Origin of the sequence: Brevundimonas sp. (assembly GCF_051858995.1) — a bacterium.
Lineage (GTDB): Bacteria > Pseudomonadota > Alphaproteobacteria > Caulobacterales > Caulobacteraceae > Brevundimonas.
In genome coordinates this window covers 196,150-216,356 of the sequence record NZ_JBHYGN010000001.1, presented here as the reverse complement: position 1 = coordinate 216,356, position 20,207 = coordinate 196,150, and the positions used below count along the sequence as shown (strand labels likewise).

Here is a 20,207-nt window from a genome sequence, read left to right as displayed (position 1 = left end):
GTGGACGCCTTCGAAGCGATCAAGGCCACCTTCTTCCAGGAATGCGCCGAACTGCTGGCGGACCTGGAGGCCAAGCTGCTGATACTCGAGTCGGGTCAGACCGATCTGGAGACCATCAACGCCGTCTTCCGGGCCGTTCACTCGGTCAAGGGCGGCGCGGGGGCTTTCGGCCTCGAGGCGCTGGTCCGCTTCGCCCACGTCTTCGAAACACTGATGGATGAGCTGCGCGCGGGCCGCAAGGAGTGTGACGATGTCACCGTCCGCACCCTGCTGCGCGCCTCCGACGTGCTGGCCGATCACATCGCCGCCGCCCAGGGCCTGATCCCCGATGTCGATGAAGCCCGCTCCGCCGGTCTGGTCGCCGAGATGGAGGTCCTGACCCACGGCGAGGCCTCGGCTCCCGCCGCCGTCGAGGAGGAGGAAGACGACTTCGGCTTCACCCCCCTGACCGTCGGCCTGGCTCCCCTGCCGTCGCTGGACCTGCCCCCGCTCGACCTGCCGCCGCTGGCGGCTCCCGCCGGTCCGGCCGGCTGGCGCGTGGTCTTCCGCCCGCACAACGCCATGTACGCCCACGCCAACGAGACCGGCCTGCTGCTGCGCGAGCTGGGCCGTCTCGGCCCCATGGAGGTCTCGCTGGACGACAGCGCCGTCCCGCCGCTGGATGCGCTGAACCCCGAAGAGAACCACCTGATCTGGACCATCGACCTGACCGCCGACGTCACCGAGGCGGCGGTGCGCGAGGTCTTCGACTTCGTCGAGAGCGACTGCGATCTGAACGTCTCCCCGCTGGGCGGCGCCCCGTTTTCGGCCGATCTGCCCGAGCGGCCGTCCCTGCCGGATCTGGCCGCCCCCGCGCCCGCCGGTGATCTGGACATCTCGGCCCTGCTGGCGGCCGCCGCCGCGCCGGCTCCGGTGATCGAGGCCGCGCCGGTCGCCGTTCCGGCTCCCGCCCCCGTAGTCGCCGCCGCTCCGGCCCCGTCGGCCCCGGCCGCTCCCGCCGCCGCCAACGCCCCCGCCGCGCCGCCGGCCGTGGCTCCGGTCACCATCCGCGTCGATCTCGACCGCGTCGACCGCCTGATCAACGCCGTCGGCGAACTGGTCATCCAGCAGGCCATGCTGGCCCAGCGCGTCGCCGAAAGCGGCATGGCCGCCCGCTCGTCGGCGGTGATGATGGGTCTGGAAGACCTGGAGCTGCTGACCCGCGAGATCCAGGACAGCGTCATGGCCATCCGGGCCCAGCCGGTGAAGTCGGTCTTCCAGCGCATGCCGCGTCTGGTTCGCGAAGTCGGCGACATGACCGGCAAGAAGGTCCGCCTGATCACGTCCGGCGAGGACACCGAGGTCGACAAGACCGTGGTCGAACGCCTGGCCGAGCCGATCACCCACATGCTGCGCAACGCCATCGACCACGGGCTGGAGAAGCCCGAGGACCGCGAGGCCGCCGGCAAGTCGCCCGAAGGCGCCGTCCACCTGGCCGCCCTGCACCGCTCGGGCCGCATCGTCATCGAGATCTCGGACGACGGGCGCGGCATCAACCGCGAAAGGGTCAAGGGCATCGCCATCTCGCGAGGCCTGATCACCGAGGACGCCGTCCTGACCGACGACGAGATCGACAACCTGATCTTCCTGCCGGGCTTCTCGACCGCCGAGACCATCACCGATGTCTCGGGCCGCGGCGTCGGCATGGATGTGGTCAAGCGCTCCATCCAGGCGCTGGGCGGCCGCATCTCGATCAGCTCGGTCCCCGGCAAGGGCTCGACCTTCACCCTCAGCCTGCCGCTGACCCTCGCCGTCCTGGACGGCATGGTCGTGGGCGCGGCCGAACAGACCCTGGTCGCCCCCCTGACCAACATCGTCGAAAGCCTGACCCCCCGCGCCGAGGACGTGCACTACGTCGGCGGCCGCGACGCGGTGATCCGCTTCCGCGACACCTACGTCCCCCTGGTGGACGTGGCCCAGACCATGGGCTTCCGCGACGCGCCGGTGGCCGCCGGACAGGGCGTGGCCGTGGTCGTTGAAACCGAATCCGGCGCCCGCGCCGCCCTGATGGTGGACGCCATCCAGGGGCAGCGTCAGGTCGTCATCAAGAGTCTCGAGACCAACTACCAGCAGGTCCCGGGAGTCGCCGCCGCCACCATCCTCGGCGACGGCCGGGTGGCCCTCATCCTCGATGTGGACGCCATCGTCGCCAACGCCCGCCGCCGTGCGTCGGGCCCTGAACTCAAGCTCGCGAGCTGATCCATGACCGAACCGCAAACCAACGCCGCTGTCCGTGAACTGATCGCCTTCCGTATTGGCGAGCAGGAGTTCTGCGTCGACATCATGTCGGTGCGAGAAATCCGGGGCTGGACCCCCGCGACCCCGCTGCCGCGTTCGCCCGGCTATATGAAGGGCGTGATCAACCTGCGCGGCGCCGTGCTGCCGATCGTCGATCTGGGCGCCCGCTTCGGCCTGCGCACCTCCGAGCCGACGGCCCGCCACGTCATCATGGTCGCCCACATCGGCGGCCGCACCGTGGGCCTTCTGGTTGACGCGGTGTCGGATATCATCCAGCTGACCGACGGCGCCGTTCAGGCCACCCCGGACGTCGCCAGCGACGAGGTCCGCACCTTCGTGAAGGGCATCTTCGCCCTCGACGGCCGCATGATCAGCCTCATCGAACTGGGCATGATCCTGCCGGAAGTGGAAGCCGAAGCCGCATGACCTCCGCCGCCGGGGCGTCGTCGATGGTGGAGGGCGAGTTCGTCCTCACGCCGGAAGACTTCCGCCACATCGCCCATACCCTGCACGCCTACGCCGGCATCGCGCTGGGCGAAGGCAAGGCCGCGCTGGTCTATTCGCGCCTGGCCAAGCGCCTGCGCGCGCTCGGCCTGCGCAGCTTCCGTGAGTACTGCGCCCTGATCGAGGGCGTCGAAGGCATCGACGAACGTCAGCTGATGACGGCGGCCCTGACCACCAACGTCACCCGCTTCTATCGCGAGCCGCACCATTTCGATCACCTGCGCGATCAGGTGATGCCCAAGCTGGCCGCCCGCGCCCGCGCCGGGGGCCGCGTCCGCCTGTGGTCCGCCGCCTGTTCGAACGGGCAGGAGCCCTATTCGATGGCCCTGACCGTGCTCCAGACCCTGCCCGAGGCGGCGGATCTGGACGTCAAGATCCTGGCCACGGACATCGACCCGAACATGGTCGCCCAGGGCCACGACGGCACCTATTCGGAAGAGGCTCTGGAGCCCGCGCCCGTCACCCTGTGGCGGAAGTATTTCGACCGCGCCGGGGGCGGCCAGTGGACCGCCGGGTCCCAGCTGAAGCGTCTGGTGTCGTTCAAGGAGCTTAACCTGATCGGCGACTGGCCGATGAAGGGCAAGTTCGACGTCATCTTCTGCCGCAACGTGGTCATCTATTTCGATGACGCCACGCAGGAGAAGGTCTGGAACCGCTTCACCCCGCTGATGAACCCGGGCGCGACCCTGTACATCGGCCACTCCGAGCGGGTCTCCGGCGGCGCCGCCAGCCGACTGATCACCAGCGGCCTGACCACCTACCAACTGGGGACCGGCGCATGAGCGGAGACGTGGTCACCGTCCTGGTCGTCGACGACAGCCCCACCATGCGGGGTCTGCTGACCGCCGCCCTGCGCCGCGATCCCGAGATCGAGGTGGTCGGCTCCGCCGCCGACCCGCTGGAGGCCCGCGAGGCCATCAAGCGGCTCAACCCCGACGTCATCACCCTCGACGTCGAGATGCCCAACATGAACGGGCTGGAGTTCCTCGAGAAGATCATGCGCCTGCGGCCGATGCCGGTGGTCATGGTCTCGACCCTGACCCAGAAGGGCGCCGAAACCACCGTCGCCGCGCTGGAAATGGGCGCCGTGGACGCCATCGGCAAACCCATGGACGGCACCCCGGCCTCCATCGCCTTCGCCGAACTGACCACCAAGGTGAAGGCCGCCGCCCGCTCGCGTCCGCGCGCCCGGGGCGACATCCCGCCGCCCGGACCCGCCGCGCCCGCAGACTATCGTCCGGACCCCAATCTGGTGCTGGCCATCGGCGCCTCCACCGGCGGGGTCGAGGCCCTGCTGACCATCCTGCAGGGCTTCCCGGCCAACTGCCCGGCCACGGTCATCACCCAGCACATGCCGGCGACCTTCACCAAGAGCTTCGCGGCGCGCCTGGACAAGGTCTGCGCCCCCACGGTCACCGAGGCCGAGGACGGCGCCCCGGTGAAGCCCGGCCACATCTACATCGCCCCCGGCGGCGAAGCCCACCTTGAGGTCTCGGGCGCCAGCCCGCGCTGCCGCCTGGTCCGCAGCGACACCGTCAACGGCCACCGGCCGTCGGTGGATGTGCTGTTCAATTCCGTCATCGGCCTGAAGCGCCCGATGGCCGGGGTCATCCTGACCGGCATGGGCAAGGACGGCGCCAGGGGCCTGTTGGCCATGCGCGAGGCCGGGGCCCGGACCCTCGGCCAGGACGAAGCCTCGTCCGTCGTCTACGGCATGCCCAAGGCCGCCCACGAACTCGGCGCCGTCGAGCGCCAGCTTCCGCTGCACCGACTGCGCCCCGCCATTCTCGATCTCTGCGCCGCCTCTCCCCGCGCAGCCGACACGACCGCCGCCTGAAGGATTACGCATGCCCGCCGCCGCCGCCCTGAATGTCCTTGTCGTTGATGATCAGCTGACCATGCGGTCGCTGGTCCGCAACAGCCTGCAGCAGCTGGGCGTCCGCGAAATCCGCGAGGCCGCCGACGGTGAGATCGCCCTGCGCGAGATCGTCACCAAGCCTGTGCACCTGGTCATCTCGGACTACAACATGCCGAACCTGGACGGCCTGGGCCTGCTGCGCGCCATCCGCGCCCACCCGCCGATCCAGACCACCGCCTTCATCATGCTGACTGGCCGCGCCGACCGCGAACTGGTCCAGCGCGCCGTCCAGTTCGGCGTGAACAACTATCTGGTCAAACCCTTCACCGTCGCCCAGCTGAAAGAGAAGCTGGAAGGCGTCTTTGGTCCGCTGACATGAGCCCCGCCCTGTCTTCAGACCGGGGCGAGATCCGCGTCCACGTCGGCCAGGGCGAGCACCACATCAGCGCTGACCCCAATGTCATGCTGACCACGGTGCTGGGCTCCTGCGTCGCCGCCTGCCTGACCGATCCCCTCGCCGGGGTCGGCGGCATGAACCACTTCCTGCTGCCGGACGGCGCGGGAGCGGGCACCGACGCGGGCCGCCGCTACGGCGCCTACGCCATGGAGCTGCTGATCAACGAACTGATCAAGGCCGGCGCCCGCCGCGAGCGTCTGGAAGCCAAGCTGTTTGGCGGCGGTCGCATGTTCGACAGCCTGCGCGACGTGGGCATGGCCAACGCCGACTTCGCCGAGCGCTTCCTGCGTGACGAAGGCATCCGCGTCGTGGGCGGCAGCCTGCGCGGCGCCGGCGGCCGTCGCCTGCACTATTGGCCCGTCAGCGGCCGCGCTCTCCAGCGCGGCGTGACCGACGCCGCCACACCGCCCGCTCGTCCCGTGGTCGCCCCCCCGCCCGTGGTCGACACCGGCGGCGAACTGGAGCTGTTCTGATGCCCGCGGACGCGCCCTCCCTGCTGGCCGCCCTGGCCGCCGAGATCGGCGACGTCCGCACGGGCGTGGAGCGTGTCTCGGGCCTGCTGACCGATCTGGTCCGCCGCCTGCCCGCCGAGCACAGGGCCGAGGCCCTGACCGATGCCCAGGCCCTGGACGTCCTGATCCAGCGGCTCGACGCCGTCGCGGGCGTCCTTCAGGGCCTGTCCGACGGTCGCACGTCGGCGGATGCCGTCTCGGCGGTCCTGCTGGCCGACGTCGCCGTCCGTCTGACGGGCGAAGCGTCGGCGCGCGCATCCGACCATCCGCCGGCCTCGTCCGGCGACCTGCTGCTGTTCGACTGACGCCATGGCCGCCTCGTCCAACAACCCCAACGCCCGCGTGAACCTCGAGCACTCCTCGGTGCTCCTCATCGACGACAATCCCAAGTCGCTCGACATGCTCAGCTCGATCTTCCAGGGCTTCGGGGTCAAGGAGCAGATCAAGTGCGAGAGCGCGGTCGAAGCGACCGAAATCCTCAAGCGCCGCGCCGTCGACCTGATCCTCGTCGATTGCTCGATGCCCGAGCTTGACGGCTATGACTTCACCCGCTGGCTGCGTCGCGAGACCCCCGCGCCGACCCGGCACATCCCGGTCATCATGCTGACCGGTCACGCGGCCCAGTCGGCCATCCACAAGAGCCGTGACTGCGGGGCCAGCTTCGTGGTGGCCAAGCCGCTGACGCCGACGGTGCTGTTGCGCCGCATCCTCTGGCTGGGCGGAGACGAGCGCGAGTTCATCGAGTGCGAGACCTACGTCGGCCCCGACCGCCGGGTCCGCAACTTCGGCCCGCCGCTGGGTCAGCCGGGCCGCCGCGCCGGCGACCTGTCCACCCACGTGGGCGAGCCCGCCGAGGCCAATATGGATCAGTCCGACATCGACATGCTGATGAAGCCCATGCGGGTGGCGCTGTGACCGAGGTTCGCGCGACCAAGATCAAGAGCACGCTCGCCACCCAGCTGGCGCGCCCCGGCGGCCGCACCATCGCCGACGCCAAGCGTCTGGCCGAGGCGGGTCTGCAGAGCCACAAGGCGGGGGTCATGGAAGACCTCGGTCGCTTGATCGGTCAGCTGGAAGACCTGTGCGTCGCCGCCGACGACACGCGTCAGGCGCGGGTCTACGCCCTGGCCTCGGGTCTGGTGGACATGGCCGGCTTCTTCGACACCGGCCCGCTCTACACCGCTGGCTACAGCCTGTGCGACCTCACCGAGCGCATGCAGGCCAACGGTATCTGGAGCTGGCCCGCGGTCGAGGTCCATGTGAAGGCCCTGCGCCTCATCCTCGCCGGCGGCTGCAAGGCCGGCGCCGAGGCCGACGTCCTGATGCAGGGCCTCAAGCGGGTGCAGTCGGCGTTCACCCCGGCGAACTGACCTGCACCGCCGTTTTCCCTCCCCGGGACGGGGAGGGAAAATTACGTCCCGAACCGCGCCTTCAGCTCGCTCTTCACCACCTTGCCCGCCGCATTCCGGGGCAGGGGCTCGTGGAGGATGTGCACCTCCACCGGGGTCTTGAACGCCGCCAGACGCGACGCCGTCAGGGCCTTCAGCGTGTCGGCGTCGACCGTCAGGCCGGGCGCCAGAGACACCACGGCGATCGGCGCCTCGCCCAGCACCGGATGCGGCTTGGCGATCAGCGCCGCCTCGGCCACCGCCGGGTGGTCGAACAGCACCGCCTCCACCTCCTGGCAGTAGATGTTCTCGCCGCCGCGAATGATGATGTCCTTCGCCCGGTCGACGATGAAGCAGAAGCCCTCCTCGTCGATCCGCGCCAGGTCGCCCGTTCGGACCCAGCCGTCCACGAAGGTGGCGGCCGTCTCCTCGGGCTTATTCCAGTAGCCTTTCACGATGTTCGGCCCATAGGCCAGCAGCTCGCCGACCTCGCCGGTCGGCAGTTCGGCGCCGTCCGGCCCCACCACCTTGATCGCGCTGACCGGCATGGCCGGGCCGCAGCTGTCCGGGCGGTTCACATAGTCCTCGCCGAAATGGTGCGTATGGGTGGCCGAGGTCTCGGTCATGCCCCAGCCCGAGCCGGGCCGCGCCGTCGTCCGGTCGTCGATCTGGCGCACCAGATCGGTCGGCGCCGCTGCTCCGCCGTAGGTCACGGTCTCCAGCGAGGACAGGTCGTACTTTTCCCGGTCCGGATGCTGCAGCAGCTGGATCGCCACCGTCGGCACCCCGCCGATCAGGTTCACCTTCTCCCGCTCGATCAGCATCAGGGCCTCGGTCGCATCGAAGCGGCGCTGGCAGACCAGCGTCTGCCCCGTCACCAGCGCGGGCAGCAGCAGGGCGTTGCAGCCGGTCGTGTGGAAGAAGGGGATCGACACCAGCCCGACCTTGGGCGGGGCGGTCGGGTCCAGCGCCGGCGGCGCCTCGCCCCGCCGCACGAAGGCGCGCACCAGCGAGTACAGCCCCGCCACCGCGCCGCATCCGGCGTTGCGATGGGTGCCCAGCGCGCCCTTGGGCGACCCCGTCGTGCCGGAGGTGTAGAAGATCGCCGCCGGGTCTTCCGGATCCAGCGGCACGTCCGGCATCTCGCCGGGCGGCAGGTCCGCCCAGGTCTCCGAACCGCCGATCACCGCCTCCAACTGTCCAACGCGCGGATCGCCGGACGCCTCCGTCCCCCGGCACACCAGCACATCGGTCAGGTCCGTCAGTTCGGCCAGATGCGGCGCGATCCGTTCCAGCCGCTCGCCGTCCACGATGGTGATGGTGCTGCCGGAGTCCTTCAGCCCATAGGCCAACTCCTCGCCCGCCCACCAGGCGTTCAGCGGCGTGGCGATGGCCCCCAGCAGGGTCGCGGCGAAGAAGCTCACCGGCCATTCCGGCAGGTTGCGCATGGCGATGGCGACCCGGTCGCCCTTCTTCACCCCGCGCGCCTTCAGGTCCGCAGCCAGCGCCAGCGTGGCCCGGGCGAAGGCGTCAAACGACACCCGCTCGTCGCCATAGACGATGAAGGTCCGCCCGCCCCACTGCCGCCCAGCCAGGAAGCTGTGCATCAGGGTAGGCGGCGCATTCTTCCAGATTTTCGTCGGCCGCCCCTCGATGGTCGTCTCGACCACCTCGAACGGCGATCCTGGCGCGGTCAGGGCGGCGGTGGCCTGGGCGAGGCTGAGCGCCGGCCATGCGGGCGCGGCGGGACGAACGGTGTCGGTCATCGGCGTTTCCTGGCGTTTCCTTGGGGGCCGCCGCTTTTCGCGGTCTGGTCTTGGCCCCACAGTGACCCGGTTCAGAGAAACTGATCAAGGATCAGTTTGACGCGGTCTCGCCGTCACGCCGCGATCTGATGATCCAGCAGGTTGCGCGCGGCCTCGACCGCCGCGCCGGGGTCCTCGTGACACCGGTCGATGACGGCGTCGATCTGCGCCTGGCGCATCGGCGTCACCCGCGCCGCGACCATGCCCCACTGCCCGAACAGTCGACCGCGAGCGGGGCCGCGGCTGACGATCTCGACGTCATGGTGGCGGGGGTCCAGCCGGATCCGGCTCATCGTGCGATCCAGATCCTGCGCCGCGCCCTCCAGCACCTGAAAGAAGCGGCCTCGGCTGATCAGCAGCACGCCGGTCAGGTTATCACGCCGGTTGTTGCGATCCGACACCGCCAGGATTTCCGCCAGGGACTGCAGCGCGACCTCCGGGCGACGCGCCTGGCTGCAATAGACGATCCGCTCAAGCTCAAGTCGGCCCGACATCAGGCAGCTTCGGCGCCGGCGCCCCGGTACGAGGCGCGGCAGAGATCGTTCAACTGGCGCGACAGGGAGGGAAGGGTGAGCTGTTCGCACTCACCGATGGTGAACCCCTCCTTGCTCATCGCCCGCGAAATCTCGCTGCGGGCGCGATAGTCGCCGCTTCGCGCCATCTGGAAGGCGCGTTCGATGGGGTGGGTCGAGGGTGTGGTCATGATCAGGTCTCCTGCTCCGCTAAACGCCCGCGCTTCCGGCGTCGTTCCTGTGTCGGAAAGCCGACGGAACACCAGCGGCCCCGGAAGATTTCATGCCCACGGAACAGGGAGATCTTTCGTGAAACACCTTCTCATCATGGGCGGCTGCTCGCTGGCCCTCGCCCTCGGCGCCTGCCAGCAGGAAACGGGCGGCGCGCCCGATCAACAAAACCAGCCGGCCAACGCCGTCCAGGACCATGCCGCCGGAGTCGTCGGCACGGTCGCCGGTCCCGCCGGCGCCGCCACCGCGGAAACCTTCGTCACCAACGCGGCCATTGGCGGCATTTACGAGGTCGAGGCGGGTCGCATCGCCGCCCAGCGCTCGACCAATCCCCGCATCAAAGCCCTGGGGGAGATGATGGTCACCGATCACAGCAAGGCCGGTGATGAGCTCGAGGCGGTGGCCCAGGCCGCCAACCTGACCGTTCCGACCGCGCTGGACCAGCGTCACCAAGGCCTGATCGACAACCTGCGCGGCGCCACCGATCAGGACTTCGACCGTGTCTACCTGCAGCAGCAGGAAGCCGCCCACAACGAGACCGCCGCCCTGCTGGAGACCTGGGGCCGCACCGGCGACAACGACGCCCTCAAGGCCTGGGCCGCCAAGACCCTGCCGGTCGTCCGCGCCCATCAGCGCATGGTCGATCAGCTGGACGAAGCCAACGCCGACACGCCGCGCTAGGGCGACGGTCAGGGATCAGTTGGCCGCAGACAAATCCGGCGCCCGTCCGGGGGGATGGACCGCGGCGCCGGATCGTTACGCACCGCGCGGAGCCTTTTCAGGAGACGCAAGGGCCTTCGCGTGGCGTGACGCCCTACCGTAGCCACGTGGTTCGGTACGACATCATTCGCATGCGCCCCCTCCATCGGGGCCGCCTGCAGTCCTGTTGTACGCCGGACCGGAGCCCGACGCAGCCCTAACTTTGGTTATAGAGAATGGCGCACCCGAGAGGATTCGAACCTCTGACCCCTGCCTTCGGAGGGCAGTACTCTATCCAGCTGAGCTACGGGTGCGTCTGGCGGCGAGAAAGCCGGGACGAAGGCCTCTACAGCACCAGCGGCCCGCCCTCAATCCCGAAAGCATGACGGCGCTTGGCCCAGGCGCGCTGACGGCCTAGCGTGCCGCCGATCTTCGCCGGAGGTTCCGATGCGCGCCCTTGTTCTCGCTCTGCTCTGTTTTGTCGGCGCCTGCGCCACACCGCCGGCTCCGGCCCCCGCCGTCGGTCCCGGCGGCGACAGCCTCGACGCCGTCGCCCGCGACTATGTCGCCCTGATCCTCGAAATCGGCGAGCGCGAGCCGGGCTATGTCGACGCCTATTACGGCCCCGCCGAATGGCAGGCCGCCGCCCACGCCAGTCCGCGCACCGTGCCCCAGCTGATCCAGGGCGCCGCCGGCCTGACCGACCGCCTCAACGCCATCCCGGTCGCCGGCGCCGAGCCCATGGTCGCCCAGCGCAAGGCCTACCTTCTGGCCCACGTCTCGGCCGCCTCGGCCCGCCTGCGCATGCTGTCGGGCGAGAAGATGAGCTTCGCCGACGAGGCCTACGCCCTGTTCGGCGTCCGCCCCGAGCTGAGGCCGCTGAGCGACTACGATCCGGTCCTGGACCAGATCGACGCCCTGATCCCCGGCTCCGGTTCCCTGACCGACCGGGTGACCGAGTTCCGCTCGCACTACGTCATTCCGAAAGAGCGGCTGCAGGCCGTCATGGACGCCGCCATCGCCGAGTGCCGCGCCCGCACCGCACGCCACATCCGCCTGCCCGCCAACGAGAATTTCACCCTCGCCTTCGTCGGCGACAAGCCGTGGTCGGGCTATAATTATTACCAGGGCAACGCCCAGTCGAAGATCGAGATCAACGCCGACTTCCCCATCTACACCGAGCGCGCCATCGACCTGGGTTGCCACGAGGGCTACCCCGGCCACCACGTCTACAACGCCCTGCTGGAACAGACCTTCGTGCGTGATCGCGGCTGGGTCGAGATGAGCGTCTACCCCCTGTTCAGCCCCATGAGCTTCGTGGCCGAGGGCAGCGCCAACTACGGCATCGACCTGGCCTTCCCGGGCGACGAGGGCACCCGGTTCGAACGTGAGGTGCTCTTCCCCCTGGCCGGTCTCGATCCGGCCACCGCCGAGAAGAAGGCCCAGCTCGGCGCCCTGACACGCCGGCTGGCTCGCGCGGAGTACACCATCGCCGACGACTATCTGGCCGGTCGCGTCTCGCGCGACGAGTCCATCGAACGGCTGATGAAATACACCCTCGCTGACCGGGCCAAGGCGACCCAGCGGCTGCGCTTCATCGACACCTACCGCAGCTACATCATCAACTACGGTCTGGGTCGTGACGTGGTTCAGGCCTGGGTCGAACGGCAGGGCTCGGACCACTGGCGGGGCATGGAGACCCTGCTCAGCAGCCAGATCCTGCCGGCCGACCTCGACTGAGGCCCGTCCGGACGGCCCCGAAGGCCGGCGTCAGTTGACGCTGGCCCGCGGGTCCTGGTCCAGCCGCCGCATGAAGGCGGTCAGCCGGGCCAGGGCCCCCAGATCCCGGTCGTCCGTCCGGCTCCCGGCGCGCAGGTTGTCCTGAAGGACCTCCAGCATCATCGCCGCGTGCTTGGGCGTCTCGGGCTTCTGGTCCAGGATCTGGGCTTCGGCGCGGGCGCGGCGAGCGTCGTCGCTGTCGTCAGGGCCGCTGGGTTGCGTCCAGATCGACCAGGCTTGATCGATGTTTGTCTTGGGCATGGTTTCCGCCCTCCAGGGCGAAGCGTCGCGCGGCCCAGGCTTCCCAGGCGCCGACGAAGAAAGTGATACAGATCAGCAGCCACACTTCCAGCCGGATGGTGACGGCGGTCCACACGAAGTACCGGCCCGCGGCCAGCAGAGGCATGACGTGGGTCAGGACCGAGATCAGCTGGAAACCGGCCAGTGCGGTCAGCCACCAGCGATCACGGGCGTAGGTGAGCCACAGGATCGCGATCAGGAAGGCGACTTCCAGTCCCGCGACCCCCACCCGCCAGGCGCCGATCTGGATCGGCTCCATCACGCGGACAAGGACCAGCAGGGCCAGCACCAACCCGCCGACGACGCGCTCTTCCCAGCCGCCGAAGCGGAACAGGGCCAGCACACCGGCGAGGGTGACGGCGATGATCGCGATGGTGACCACCCGGACCGGACCGTCAGACCGTAGCCAGTCGGCCGGTGGGTTTCGGGAACGGCGAGTCCTTGGTGCCGTCGTCGGGTTTGGTCTCACCCGGGATCAGCAGGGTGTGGTCCAGACCCATGCGACGGGCGTCGCGCAGGGCGTGGTTATGGGCTTCGACCAGTTCGCCGCGCGCTTCGGTCAGGGTGTACAGAGCCTTGGCCGCGGCGCTGAAGGCGCGGTGACCGGCGCTGGCCGCCAGGCCCGCGCCCATGCGGCCCGAGAGGGCGTGCGAAATGGTGTCGGCCAGCCGGGCGCCGGCGGCGTCCAGCAGGTGTTCGGTTTCACGCAGGTCGAGAGCGACGGCGCTGGCGAACTCGTCGGGTTTCCGGGCGATGTTCATGAGGTCCTTCAGGGTCAGGGATTTCCACCTGTCGGCGCGAAGGGCTCCGTTCCCCCGAGCACCAGCCCGACCAGCCCCGTGAGGATGGAGAGCAGGAACAGCCCCACCAGCGCCCATCCGAAGATGGCCATGGTGCGAACCCGCAGCGAGCCGGGGGTCCGCCACCGTCCCAGTCTGGCGTAGGCTCCGTAGAGGCTGCGATCGACCGGGGCGGCTGGGGCGAGGGGATCGGCGAACCGGTCCACGTCGACGCCCTGAACAGGCCCCGGTCCGGCGGCGGCGGGAATGGCGTCCGTCGCGTATGACGCGTCAGACGCCAGTAGCCTCAAGGCCGCCTTTCGGGTGTTCACCCCGAACTTTCTGAGTATCTCTCGGAAGTGCTTGTCGACCGTGTTTTCGGAGATGCCGAGCGCGCGCGATCTCCTTGTCGGTCATGGTCGCCGACAGGCGCAGGCATTCTTCTTGCCGTTTGGTCAACCTTTCCGGCATTCCGCAACCTCCCCTGGGAACAGCTAAGTCCGTTAGGTCGTGGTCGTCCAGAGCCTTGATTCTCCAAGAGCCTTCCGTGATGGGCGACCACGGTAACCATGAACGCGCTTAGGTAGTGTTCGGTCGCGGCCCCTGTGTTTGAGCGATTTCGCCCGCGGCGCGTTTGGACCGCGTCGCAGGAGGAGTCCGGGTGCGCGGAGAGCTCGAAACCTACAAGGCCAAGCGGGATTTCGGCGCTACGCCCGAGCCGAAGGGACACAAGCGTCGGTCGCGTAAAAAGACTCTGGGTTATCTGATCCAGCGCCATGCCGCGACGCGTCTGCACTACGACTTTCGCATCGAGGCGGACGGGGTGCTCAAGTCCTGGGCGGTCACCAAGGCGCCGTCGCGCGACCCTGCGGTGAAACGTCTTGCGGTCGAGGTCGAGGATCACCCGCTCGACTACGGCGGCTTCGAGGGGACCATCCCGTCCGGCAACTATGGCGCCGGAACGGTGCAGATGTGGGACCGCGGCACATGGGAGCCGCAGAGCCCCGACACGCTTGAGGCCGACTTCAAGAAGGGGTCGGTGAAGATGATCCTGCACGGCGAACGGCTGCAGGGCGGCTGGGCGCTGGTGCGGCTCAGGTCGGATCGGGGCAAGCCCCAGGGACGCGGAAAGCAGCGGTCGAACTGGCTCCTGATCAAGGAGAAGGACGCCTTCGCCGTCCCGGGCGAGGGCGACGCCAATATGGAGATCGACGCCTCGGTCGCGACCGGTCGCTCGCTGGCCGAGATCGCCGAGGGCCGCAAGCAGTGGACGTCGTCGAAGCCGGTGAAGAAGGCGGGGCCGCGCAAGCCCGAGCCCCAGGCGCGAGAGGCGGCGCTGAAAAAGCCCTCGGCCTTCCTGCCGATCCAGTTGTGCAAGGTCGCCGACCATCCGCCCCAGGGCTCCGGCTGGGCGCATGAGATCAAGTTCGACGGCTACCGCGTCCAGATCGCCACCGGCGGCGGCAAGGCCCGGCTCTACACCCGACGCGGCCATGACTGGTCCGACAGGTTTCCCGAGGTGGTAGCCGACGCGGCGCACTGGCCGGACGGGGTGGTGGACGGCGAACTCTGCGCCCTCAACGACGACCACACGCCCGACTTCTCGGCCCTGCAGGCGTCCATCTCCGAGGGGAAGACCGGCGGCCTGGTCTTCTTCGCCTTCGACCTCCTGACCGAGGGCGCGGACGACCTGCGCCAACTGCCCCTGTCCCATCGCAAGGCCCGACTCCAGGCCCACATCGACCGCATCCCGAAATCGGCGGGCAGGCGCATCCGCTACGTCGACCATTTCGCCACCACCGGCTCGGCCATCCTCGAAAGCGCGTGCCGGATGGATCTGGAAGGCGTCATCTCCAAGAAGCTGGACGCGCCCTACACCGACGGCCGCTCTTCCACCTGGCTCAAGTCCAAATGCCGGGGCCGGGACGAGGTGGTCATCGGCGGCTGGTCGTCCGAGGGCGGGGTTCGCTTCCGCTCCCTGCTGGTCGGGGTGCGCGAAGGCGACGGCCTGCGTTATCTCGGCCGCGTCGGCACCGGCTATTCCCAACCCCTGCTCAAGACCCTGCTGCCCGCGCTGAAGTCGGCGGCGGCGGAGCGCAGCCCCTTCGCGGGCAAGTCCGCTCCCCGCGGCGGGCGCGACATCCACTGGCTCAAACCCGTTCTGGTCGCCGAGCTGGAGCACGGCGGCTACACCGAGTCCGGCTCCCTGCGTCAGGCCGCCTTCAAGGGCCTGCGGGACGACAAGACCGCCGCCGAGGTCACCGACCGGCCCCAGGCGCCGAGCGCGAAGGCCACGCCGAAGTCCGTCTCAATGGCCAAGGGCAAGACGGTGGTGGCGGGCGTCACCCTGTCCAGTCCCGACAAGATCCTGTGGCCCGCCGCGAACGGTCGCCCGGCGGTCACCAAGGCCGACCTCGCCCGCTACTACGAACAGGTCGCCGATCGCCTGTTGCCCCATGTCGCCGACCGGCCCGTCTCCATCGTCCGCGCCCCGGACGGCATCGAGGGCCAGCGCTTCTTCCAGCGCCACGCCATGCCCGGCTCCAATCCCCGGCTCAAGCTGATCGATGTGAAGGAGCGCAAGCCCTACGTCGGCGTCACGGACGTCGGCGGCCTCGTCGCCCTCGCCCAGGCGGGCGGGCTGGAACTGCATCCCTGGGGCGCCCGTCCCGGCGATCCGGGGACGCCTGATCAGGTCACCATCGACCTCGACCCGGACGAAGGCCTCGACTTCGCCGATGTGCTGTCCGCCTCCAAGGTGGTGAAGCGGAAGCTGGAGGAGCTGGGCCTGACGCCCTTCGTCAAGACGACCGGCGGCAAGGGTCTGCACGTCGTCGTCCCGATCAAGTCTGATGCGCGCAGCCGCATCGACTGGGACCAGTGCAAGGCGTTCGCCCGGGCCGTGGCCGAGGCGATCCGCGCCGACCATCCCGACCGCTTCACCACGACGCTGGCCAAGAAGGCGCGGGGCGGGAAGATCTTCATCGACTATCTGCGCAACGGGCGGATGGCCACGGCGGTCGCGCCGTGGTCGCCGCGCGCCCGGCCCGGCGCGACCATCGCCCTGCCGTTGTCCTGGGGTCAGGTCCGCGCCGGTCTCGACCCGCGCGCCTTCACCATCGCCGAGGCCGCAGCCCTGCTGAAGAAACCCGATCCGTGGAAGGATTTCCGCACGTCGGAGGCCGGCCTCAAGCCCGCGCTCAAAAAGCTCGGCCTGTGACCGCGCGCGGGTCTAGGGTGGGGCGAACAGGGAGACGACCATGGCAGGCCTGAAGGACAAGCGCGGCTTCATCGACAAGGATCGGCTCGACCTGTCCGAGCGTCAGGCCGTCGAATACTGGATGAAGCGCTGGGGCGTCACCCGCGACCAGATCACCACGGCCCACCGCAAGGTCGGCCGGATGACCAAGGACATCGCCGCCGAGCTGGGCAAGAAGCGGTAAAAACAGCCCTTTTCCTTCTCCCGCAAGGGGAGAAGGGTATCTTGCTCTAGGCCGCCTTCTTTTTCGCCGGAGCCTTCTTCGCCGTCGTTTTCTTCTTCGCGGCCGTCTTCTTCGGCGCGGCCTTCTTCGCTCCCGAGGCCGAGCCCTTCAGGCTGCTCCGCAGCGCCGCCATCAGGTCGATGACATTGGTGTCCTCCGGCTGCGGCGCCTCGACCAGCCTCTTGCCGCCCTTCTGCTTGGCCTTGATCAGCGCCTTCAGCGCCTCGTCGTAACGGTCCTTGAATTTCGACGGATCGAATTTCGAGTCCTTCTGGCCGATGATCTTCTCGGCGATCTCGACCATCTCGCGGTCGGCCTTCACCGCCGGGATGTCATCGAAGAAGTCGTCCGCCGCCCGCACCTCGTCATGCGCCCGCAGGGAATAGGCGATCAGCCCCTTGCCGCAGACCTCCAGCGCCAGCTGCCGCTCGCGCCCGCGCATCACCACCGCGCCGATGGCCGTCTTGCCGGTCTCCTTCATCGCTTCGCGGATCACCGCGAAGGCCTCGGCCCCGACGCCTTTCTCCGGGACCAGATAGAAGGGGCTGTCATAGTAGCGGCGGTCGATGTCGGCGGCGTCCACGAACTGCTGGATGTCGATGGTCCGGGTCGAGTCCAGCTTCACCTTGTCGAAGTCGGCCTCGTCCATCAGCACATATTCGTCCTTCGACACCTCATAGCCCTTCACCAGATCCGACCGCTCCACCGGCCCCGCGTCGGGATCGGTCGGCACCATGCGGATGCGGTTGTTCGTCTCGGGATTGATCAGGTGGAAGCTGACGTGCGCCGTCGACGACGTCGCCGTGAACATGGCCACCGGGCAGGTGACCAGCGACAGCTTCAGATGCCCTTGCCATGTCGGACGCGCGACCATGGAAACCTCCGCGATTGAACGCGGAGTCGAACGCGGGGGCGTCGGCGCGGTTCACCGGGCCCCCGCATCCCCTCAGCGGCTGTCCGGATCGGCCGCCACGCCGAAGCCCTGCACCCGCCCCGACGGCGCCAGCGAGATGGTCAGCAGCCGGGTGTTCCCCTCCGGCCCGACGCGATAGCCGAACCGGCCGCCTCCGTCCGGTCGCGGGGTGTGCTGGACCAGCGTCATCGGCGCGTCGCGCCAGCCCGGGGGCAGGGCGCTCTGCAGCCCCTGCGCCAGCTCCGGGCTGTACTCATAGGGGCTGCCTTCGACGAAGTCGTCCTTCAGGTCGCCGCCGTCCTGCGCCTTGGCCACGAAGGCCCGGATCCGCTCGGCCCGCGCCGGATCGTCGGGCAGGGCGGGGAACTGACGCGGCATCACGACCGGATCGACCAGCCCGGCCACCACTCTGGCGACCAGAGCCGGGTTCGCCGTCCCGTCCAGATTGGCGAACACCACCACCGTCACCCCCCGGTCCGGATAGCGGGTCATGTTGCTGGTGAATCCCTGCCAGGCGCCGCTGTGGATGATCCGCCGGGTCCGCCCCATGGCGTCGATCTTCCAGCCGAAGCCGTAGTTGCCCGGGTTCGGCGTCCCGTCCGCCAGCGGGAAGACGGTCCACATCTTCTCCAGCGACGCCGCCGACAGCACCCGGCCCTCGACCAGGGCGTTCTCCCACCGGCCCATGTCCTCGACGGTGGTGTAGATCGTCCCGTCGGCGGTCGAGTTGAAGGTCGGCGACACCCACGCCTGGTTCCGCAGCCGCCCGGCCCGCATCTCATAGCCCGAGGCCCGGCGCGGGATCACGTCCGTGTCCGAGATCACCCGCGTCGCGCTCATCCCCAGCGGTGCGAAGAAGGCGTCGCGCAGATAGTCGCCGTACGCCTGCCCCGTCACCCGATGGATCAATATGCCCAGCAGCACATAGTTGGTGTTGTTGTAGCTCCACTGGGTCCCGACCTCGAACTCGTTCGGCAGGGCGGCGATGGCCGTGGCCAGTTCGTCTTCCGTATAGTCGCGGCGGATGTCGAACGGCCCGCCCGGCCCGATCAGGTCGGGATTGTCGTACGAGCCGATGCCCGAGGTGTGCGACAGCAGGTGCGCCACCGTCACCCCGGCCCAGCCCTCCGGCGCCTCGGGGAAGTACCGGCCCACCGGCGCGTCCAGCGCCACCTTGCCCTCCTCGACCAGCTTCAGGATCGCCGTGGCCACGAACTGCTTGCCCAGCGAGCCGGTCTGCATCCGCGTGTCCGGCCCCATCGGCGCCGCCCACTCCACATCGGCCAGCCCATAGCCCTTCAGATAGACCGGCTGCCCCTTCAGATAGACGCCGACCGCCAGCCCCGGCGCCCGCTGCCGCCCCATCTCGGCCAGCACATAGCGGTCGATCTCCGCCATCTGCGCGCTGCTCAGCCGCTCCACCATCGGCGCGACCGCCGCGGGCGCCGGCGCGGCCTGCTGCGCCATCGCGCTCCCCGCCCCCAGCGTCGCCGCCACCGCCAGGACGATCGCCGCCCCATTCCACCCCTGCCTCGACATCACCCACTCCTGTTTCGCTACAAATGTAGCGCTACATTTGTAGCGAATATGGTCAGGATTATGGCGTCACAGCTGTCGGATCCTCGGCCCGGCCGGGCGCGGCGTCGCCAGCTCGGTGATCGCCCAGACCAGCGCGTCCGCCCGGTCCGGCGAGCGCCCGCCCGCGTCGTCGGCGCTCTCCCGGACCCCATGCCCGGACACAATTATGCGCCGGCCCACAGCAGCCGCTGGAAGATCACCGAATCTTTTTGCCAACCCCCTGTTTTCAGGCTGTTTCGTCGCGCCAGCCTTGCTTGGAGTTCCTCCCCCTGCGGGGGTGGAGGAACGGTCGCCGGAGGCGACCGGACGACCGGACCCTGCGAAGCCGCGCAGCGGCGAAGCAGGGTGGAGGGGCGCCCACCCCACGCACACTCCCCATCTCCTCCCCACACCGTGGGGAGGACTACCCTGCGAAGCTCTCCGAGCGAAGCAGGGCGCCCCAAACTCAGTCCCCCGACGCCCCGCGCCAGTGCGGCCAGGTCACATAAGCCGTCACCGCCCCCTCGGCCCCCGCCCGGATCGTCACCGTCTCGCCCCTGGGCATATGGACGATATCCCCGATCCCGGCGTCCTCGATCCCGCCGCCGTCGCTCTCCACCGTTAGCCGCCCTTCCAGCACGACCAGGGTGTCATGCACCTTCATCGTCTCGGTCAGGCTCTGATCGGGACCATAGCGGCCATAGCCGACCGTCACCGGCCCGCCGTCCGAGGCTTCGATCCCATCGGCGGTGAAGATGTCGGCGTCCTGCCCCGGCGACCGCTCGAACACGGCCTCGCCCAGGCTCAACCGCCGCACCCTCAAGGCACGACGCTCGTCGTCGGCCCCACCCCGTCGTCCTCGTCTTCGTCCTTGGGCAGCGGTATCGCCCGCCCCGGCCGCTCCAGCGCCTCGGCGTCCTCGCGCAGGTCTTCCAGTTCTTCGTCGAGCGGGGGTTTGGGGTCGGTCATGGGGAGGCTCCGTTTGCTTACGGAGACGGAATGGGCGGGAAGCCAGCGGTGTTCCCGGTGCTCCCCCATCCTCCCCCACCGCGCAGCGGCGAAGGACGGTGGAAGGGGCACTCCACGCACCAAACCCCCTTCACCTGTCCGCTTCGCGGGGAAGGGGGCGACCGGGTGTAGCCGGTGGTTGAGGA

Annotated in this window: 23 protein-coding genes, 1 tRNA gene and 1 pseudogene; 13 read left to right on the top strand and 12 right to left on the bottom strand. The window is 69.2% G+C overall.

Annotated features, from left to right (window positions below):
- From ACTIEF_RS01125 to ACTIEF_RS01085, 9 genes are read left to right on the top strand one after another with little or no spacing between them, the layout of a single operon-like run.
- A complete protein-coding gene (locus tag ACTIEF_RS01125; RefSeq protein WP_439470342.1) occupies nucleotides 1-2,238 on the top strand; it encodes a chemotaxis protein CheA in 2,238 nt (745 codons plus the stop codon).
- Between the two features lie 3 nt (nucleotides 2,239-2,241).
- Nucleotides 2,242-2,703, top strand: coding sequence for a chemotaxis protein CheW (locus ACTIEF_RS01120; protein ID WP_439470341.1), 462 nt, complete (start codon nucleotides 2,242-2,244; stop codon nucleotides 2,701-2,703).
- A complete protein-coding gene (locus tag ACTIEF_RS01115; RefSeq protein WP_439470340.1) occupies nucleotides 2,700-3,563 on the top strand; it encodes a CheR family methyltransferase in 864 nt (287 codons plus the stop codon). Before ACTIEF_RS01120 ends, ACTIEF_RS01115 begins: the two co-directional genes overlap by 4 nt.
- The gene (locus tag ACTIEF_RS01110; protein WP_439470339.1) at nucleotides 3,560-4,618 is read left to right on the top strand and encodes a protein-glutamate methylesterase/protein-glutamine glutaminase; all 1,059 of its coding nucleotides are present in this window, start codon (nucleotides 3,560-3,562) and stop codon (nucleotides 4,616-4,618) included. Before ACTIEF_RS01115 ends, ACTIEF_RS01110 begins: the two co-directional genes overlap by 4 nt.
- A gap of 10 nt (nucleotides 4,619-4,628) precedes the next feature.
- Nucleotides 4,629-5,018, top strand: a complete 390-nt coding sequence (locus ACTIEF_RS01105) for a response regulator (RefSeq protein ID WP_439470338.1) — start codon at nucleotides 4,629-4,631, stop codon at nucleotides 5,016-5,018.
- Entirely contained in the window at nucleotides 5,015-5,569 is a 555-nt protein-coding gene (locus ACTIEF_RS01100) for a chemotaxis protein CheD (protein WP_439470337.1), read from the top strand. Before ACTIEF_RS01105 ends, ACTIEF_RS01100 begins: the two co-directional genes overlap by 4 nt.
- Nucleotides 5,569-5,913, top strand: a complete 345-nt coding sequence (locus tag ACTIEF_RS01095) for a hypothetical protein (RefSeq protein ID WP_439470336.1) — start codon at nucleotides 5,569-5,571, stop codon at nucleotides 5,911-5,913. The genes ACTIEF_RS01100 and ACTIEF_RS01095 overlap by 1 nt, the downstream gene beginning before the upstream one ends.
- A gap of 4 nt (nucleotides 5,914-5,917) precedes the next feature.
- Nucleotides 5,918-6,523 carry a response regulator gene (locus ACTIEF_RS01090; RefSeq protein WP_439470335.1) on the top strand — a complete coding sequence of 202 codons (606 nt, stop codon included), beginning with the start codon at nucleotides 5,918-5,920 and terminating at the stop codon, nucleotides 6,521-6,523.
- A complete protein-coding gene (locus tag ACTIEF_RS01085; RefSeq protein ID WP_439470334.1) occupies nucleotides 6,520-6,978 on the top strand; it encodes a chemotaxis protein CheE in 459 nt (152 codons plus the stop codon). The genes ACTIEF_RS01090 and ACTIEF_RS01085 overlap by 4 nt, the downstream gene beginning before the upstream one ends.
- A 41-nt stretch (nucleotides 6,979-7,019) precedes the next feature.
- Here ACTIEF_RS01085 and ACTIEF_RS01080 read toward each other — a convergent pair whose 3' ends face one another.
- The 3 genes from ACTIEF_RS01080 to ACTIEF_RS01070 form a co-directional block, all read right to left on the bottom strand.
- A complete protein-coding gene (locus ACTIEF_RS01080) occupies nucleotides 7,020-8,762 on the bottom strand; it encodes a class I adenylate-forming enzyme family protein (RefSeq protein ID WP_439470333.1) in 1,743 nt (580 codons plus the stop codon).
- A 113-nt stretch (nucleotides 8,763-8,875) separates the two neighbouring features.
- On the bottom strand, nucleotides 8,876-9,295 hold the full coding sequence (locus tag ACTIEF_RS01075) for a BLUF domain-containing protein (RefSeq protein ID WP_439470332.1): 420 nt from the start codon (nucleotides 9,293-9,295) through the stop codon (nucleotides 8,876-8,878).
- Entirely contained in the window at nucleotides 9,295-9,504 is a 210-nt protein-coding gene (locus ACTIEF_RS01070; RefSeq protein WP_439470331.1) for a hypothetical protein, read from the bottom strand. Before ACTIEF_RS01070 ends, ACTIEF_RS01075 begins: the two co-directional genes overlap by 1 nt.
- 118 nt (nucleotides 9,505-9,622) lie before the next feature.
- Between ACTIEF_RS01070 and ACTIEF_RS01065 the strand changes: the two genes are divergently transcribed.
- Nucleotides 9,623-10,225 carry a DUF4142 domain-containing protein gene (locus ACTIEF_RS01065; protein WP_439470330.1) on the top strand — a complete coding sequence of 201 codons (603 nt, stop codon included), beginning with the start codon at nucleotides 9,623-9,625 and terminating at the stop codon, nucleotides 10,223-10,225.
- Between the two features lie 255 nt (nucleotides 10,226-10,480).
- Here the strand turns inward: ACTIEF_RS01065 and ACTIEF_RS01060 are convergent.
- A tRNA-Arg gene (locus ACTIEF_RS01060) sits at nucleotides 10,481-10,557 on the bottom strand.
- Nucleotides 10,558-10,690: 133 nt separating this feature from the next.
- Here ACTIEF_RS01060 and ACTIEF_RS01055 point away from each other — a divergent pair.
- On the top strand, nucleotides 10,691-11,983 hold the full coding sequence (locus ACTIEF_RS01055; RefSeq protein ID WP_439470329.1) for a hypothetical protein: 1,293 nt from the start codon (nucleotides 10,691-10,693) through the stop codon (nucleotides 11,981-11,983).
- Between the two features lie 30 nt (nucleotides 11,984-12,013).
- Here the strand turns inward: ACTIEF_RS01055 and ACTIEF_RS01050 are convergent, their stop codons facing one another.
- The 4 genes and pseudogenes from ACTIEF_RS01050 to ACTIEF_RS01035 form a co-directional block, all read right to left on the bottom strand.
- On the bottom strand, nucleotides 12,014-12,283 hold the full coding sequence (locus tag ACTIEF_RS01050; RefSeq protein WP_439470328.1) for a hypothetical protein: 270 nt from the start codon (nucleotides 12,281-12,283) through the stop codon (nucleotides 12,014-12,016).
- Complete coding sequence (locus ACTIEF_RS01045; RefSeq protein WP_439470327.1) at nucleotides 12,225-12,704, bottom strand: hypothetical protein; 480 nt, start codon at nucleotides 12,702-12,704, stop codon at nucleotides 12,225-12,227. The genes ACTIEF_RS01050 and ACTIEF_RS01045 overlap by 59 nt, the downstream gene beginning before the upstream one ends.
- Nucleotides 12,705-12,717: 13 nt before the next feature.
- Entirely contained in the window at nucleotides 12,718-13,083 is a 366-nt protein-coding gene (locus tag ACTIEF_RS01040; protein WP_439470326.1) for a hypothetical protein, read from the bottom strand.
- 14 nt (nucleotides 13,084-13,097) lie between these two features.
- Nucleotides 13,098-13,490, bottom strand: a pseudogene (locus tag ACTIEF_RS01035) (hypothetical protein); the annotation flags it as partial.
- A gap of 272 nt (nucleotides 13,491-13,762) precedes the next feature.
- Here ACTIEF_RS01035 and ligD point away from each other — a divergent pair.
- Together ligD and ACTIEF_RS01025 are read left to right on the top strand one after the other, a co-directional pair.
- A complete protein-coding gene (gene ligD / locus ACTIEF_RS01030) occupies nucleotides 13,763-16,321 on the top strand; it encodes a DNA ligase D (RefSeq protein ID WP_439470325.1) in 2,559 nt (852 codons plus the stop codon).
- Between the two features lie 40 nt (nucleotides 16,322-16,361).
- Entirely contained in the window at nucleotides 16,362-16,544 is a 183-nt protein-coding gene (locus ACTIEF_RS01025; RefSeq protein WP_109102243.1) for a DUF3606 domain-containing protein, read from the top strand.
- Nucleotides 16,545-16,590: 46 nt separating this feature from the next.
- Here ACTIEF_RS01025 and ACTIEF_RS01020 read toward each other — a convergent pair whose 3' ends face one another.
- The 4 genes from ACTIEF_RS01020 to ACTIEF_RS01005 all read right to left on the bottom strand — a co-directional run bounded on the left by ACTIEF_RS01020 (nucleotide 16,591) and on the right by ACTIEF_RS01005 (nucleotide 20,022).
- The gene (locus tag ACTIEF_RS01020; protein ID WP_439470324.1) at nucleotides 16,591-17,457 is read right to left on the bottom strand and encodes a Ku protein; all 867 of its coding nucleotides are present in this window, start codon (nucleotides 17,455-17,457) and stop codon (nucleotides 16,591-16,593) included.
- A 72-nt stretch (nucleotides 17,458-17,529) separates the two neighbouring features.
- Nucleotides 17,530-19,035 (bottom strand): serine hydrolase, encoded by a 1,506-nt coding sequence (locus ACTIEF_RS01015; RefSeq protein WP_439470323.1) that lies wholly within the window; start codon nucleotides 19,033-19,035, stop codon nucleotides 17,530-17,532.
- Between the two features lie 484 nt (nucleotides 19,036-19,519).
- Nucleotides 19,520-19,861 carry an ethanolamine utilization protein gene (locus ACTIEF_RS01010; protein ID WP_439470322.1) on the bottom strand — a complete coding sequence of 114 codons (342 nt, stop codon included), beginning with the start codon at nucleotides 19,859-19,861 and terminating at the stop codon, nucleotides 19,520-19,522.
- An 11-nt stretch (nucleotides 19,862-19,872) separates the two neighbouring features.
- Nucleotides 19,873-20,022 (bottom strand): hypothetical protein, encoded by a 150-nt coding sequence (locus ACTIEF_RS01005; protein ID WP_439470321.1) that lies wholly within the window; start codon nucleotides 20,020-20,022, stop codon nucleotides 19,873-19,875.
- Nucleotides 20,023-20,207: the final 185 nt, after the last annotated feature.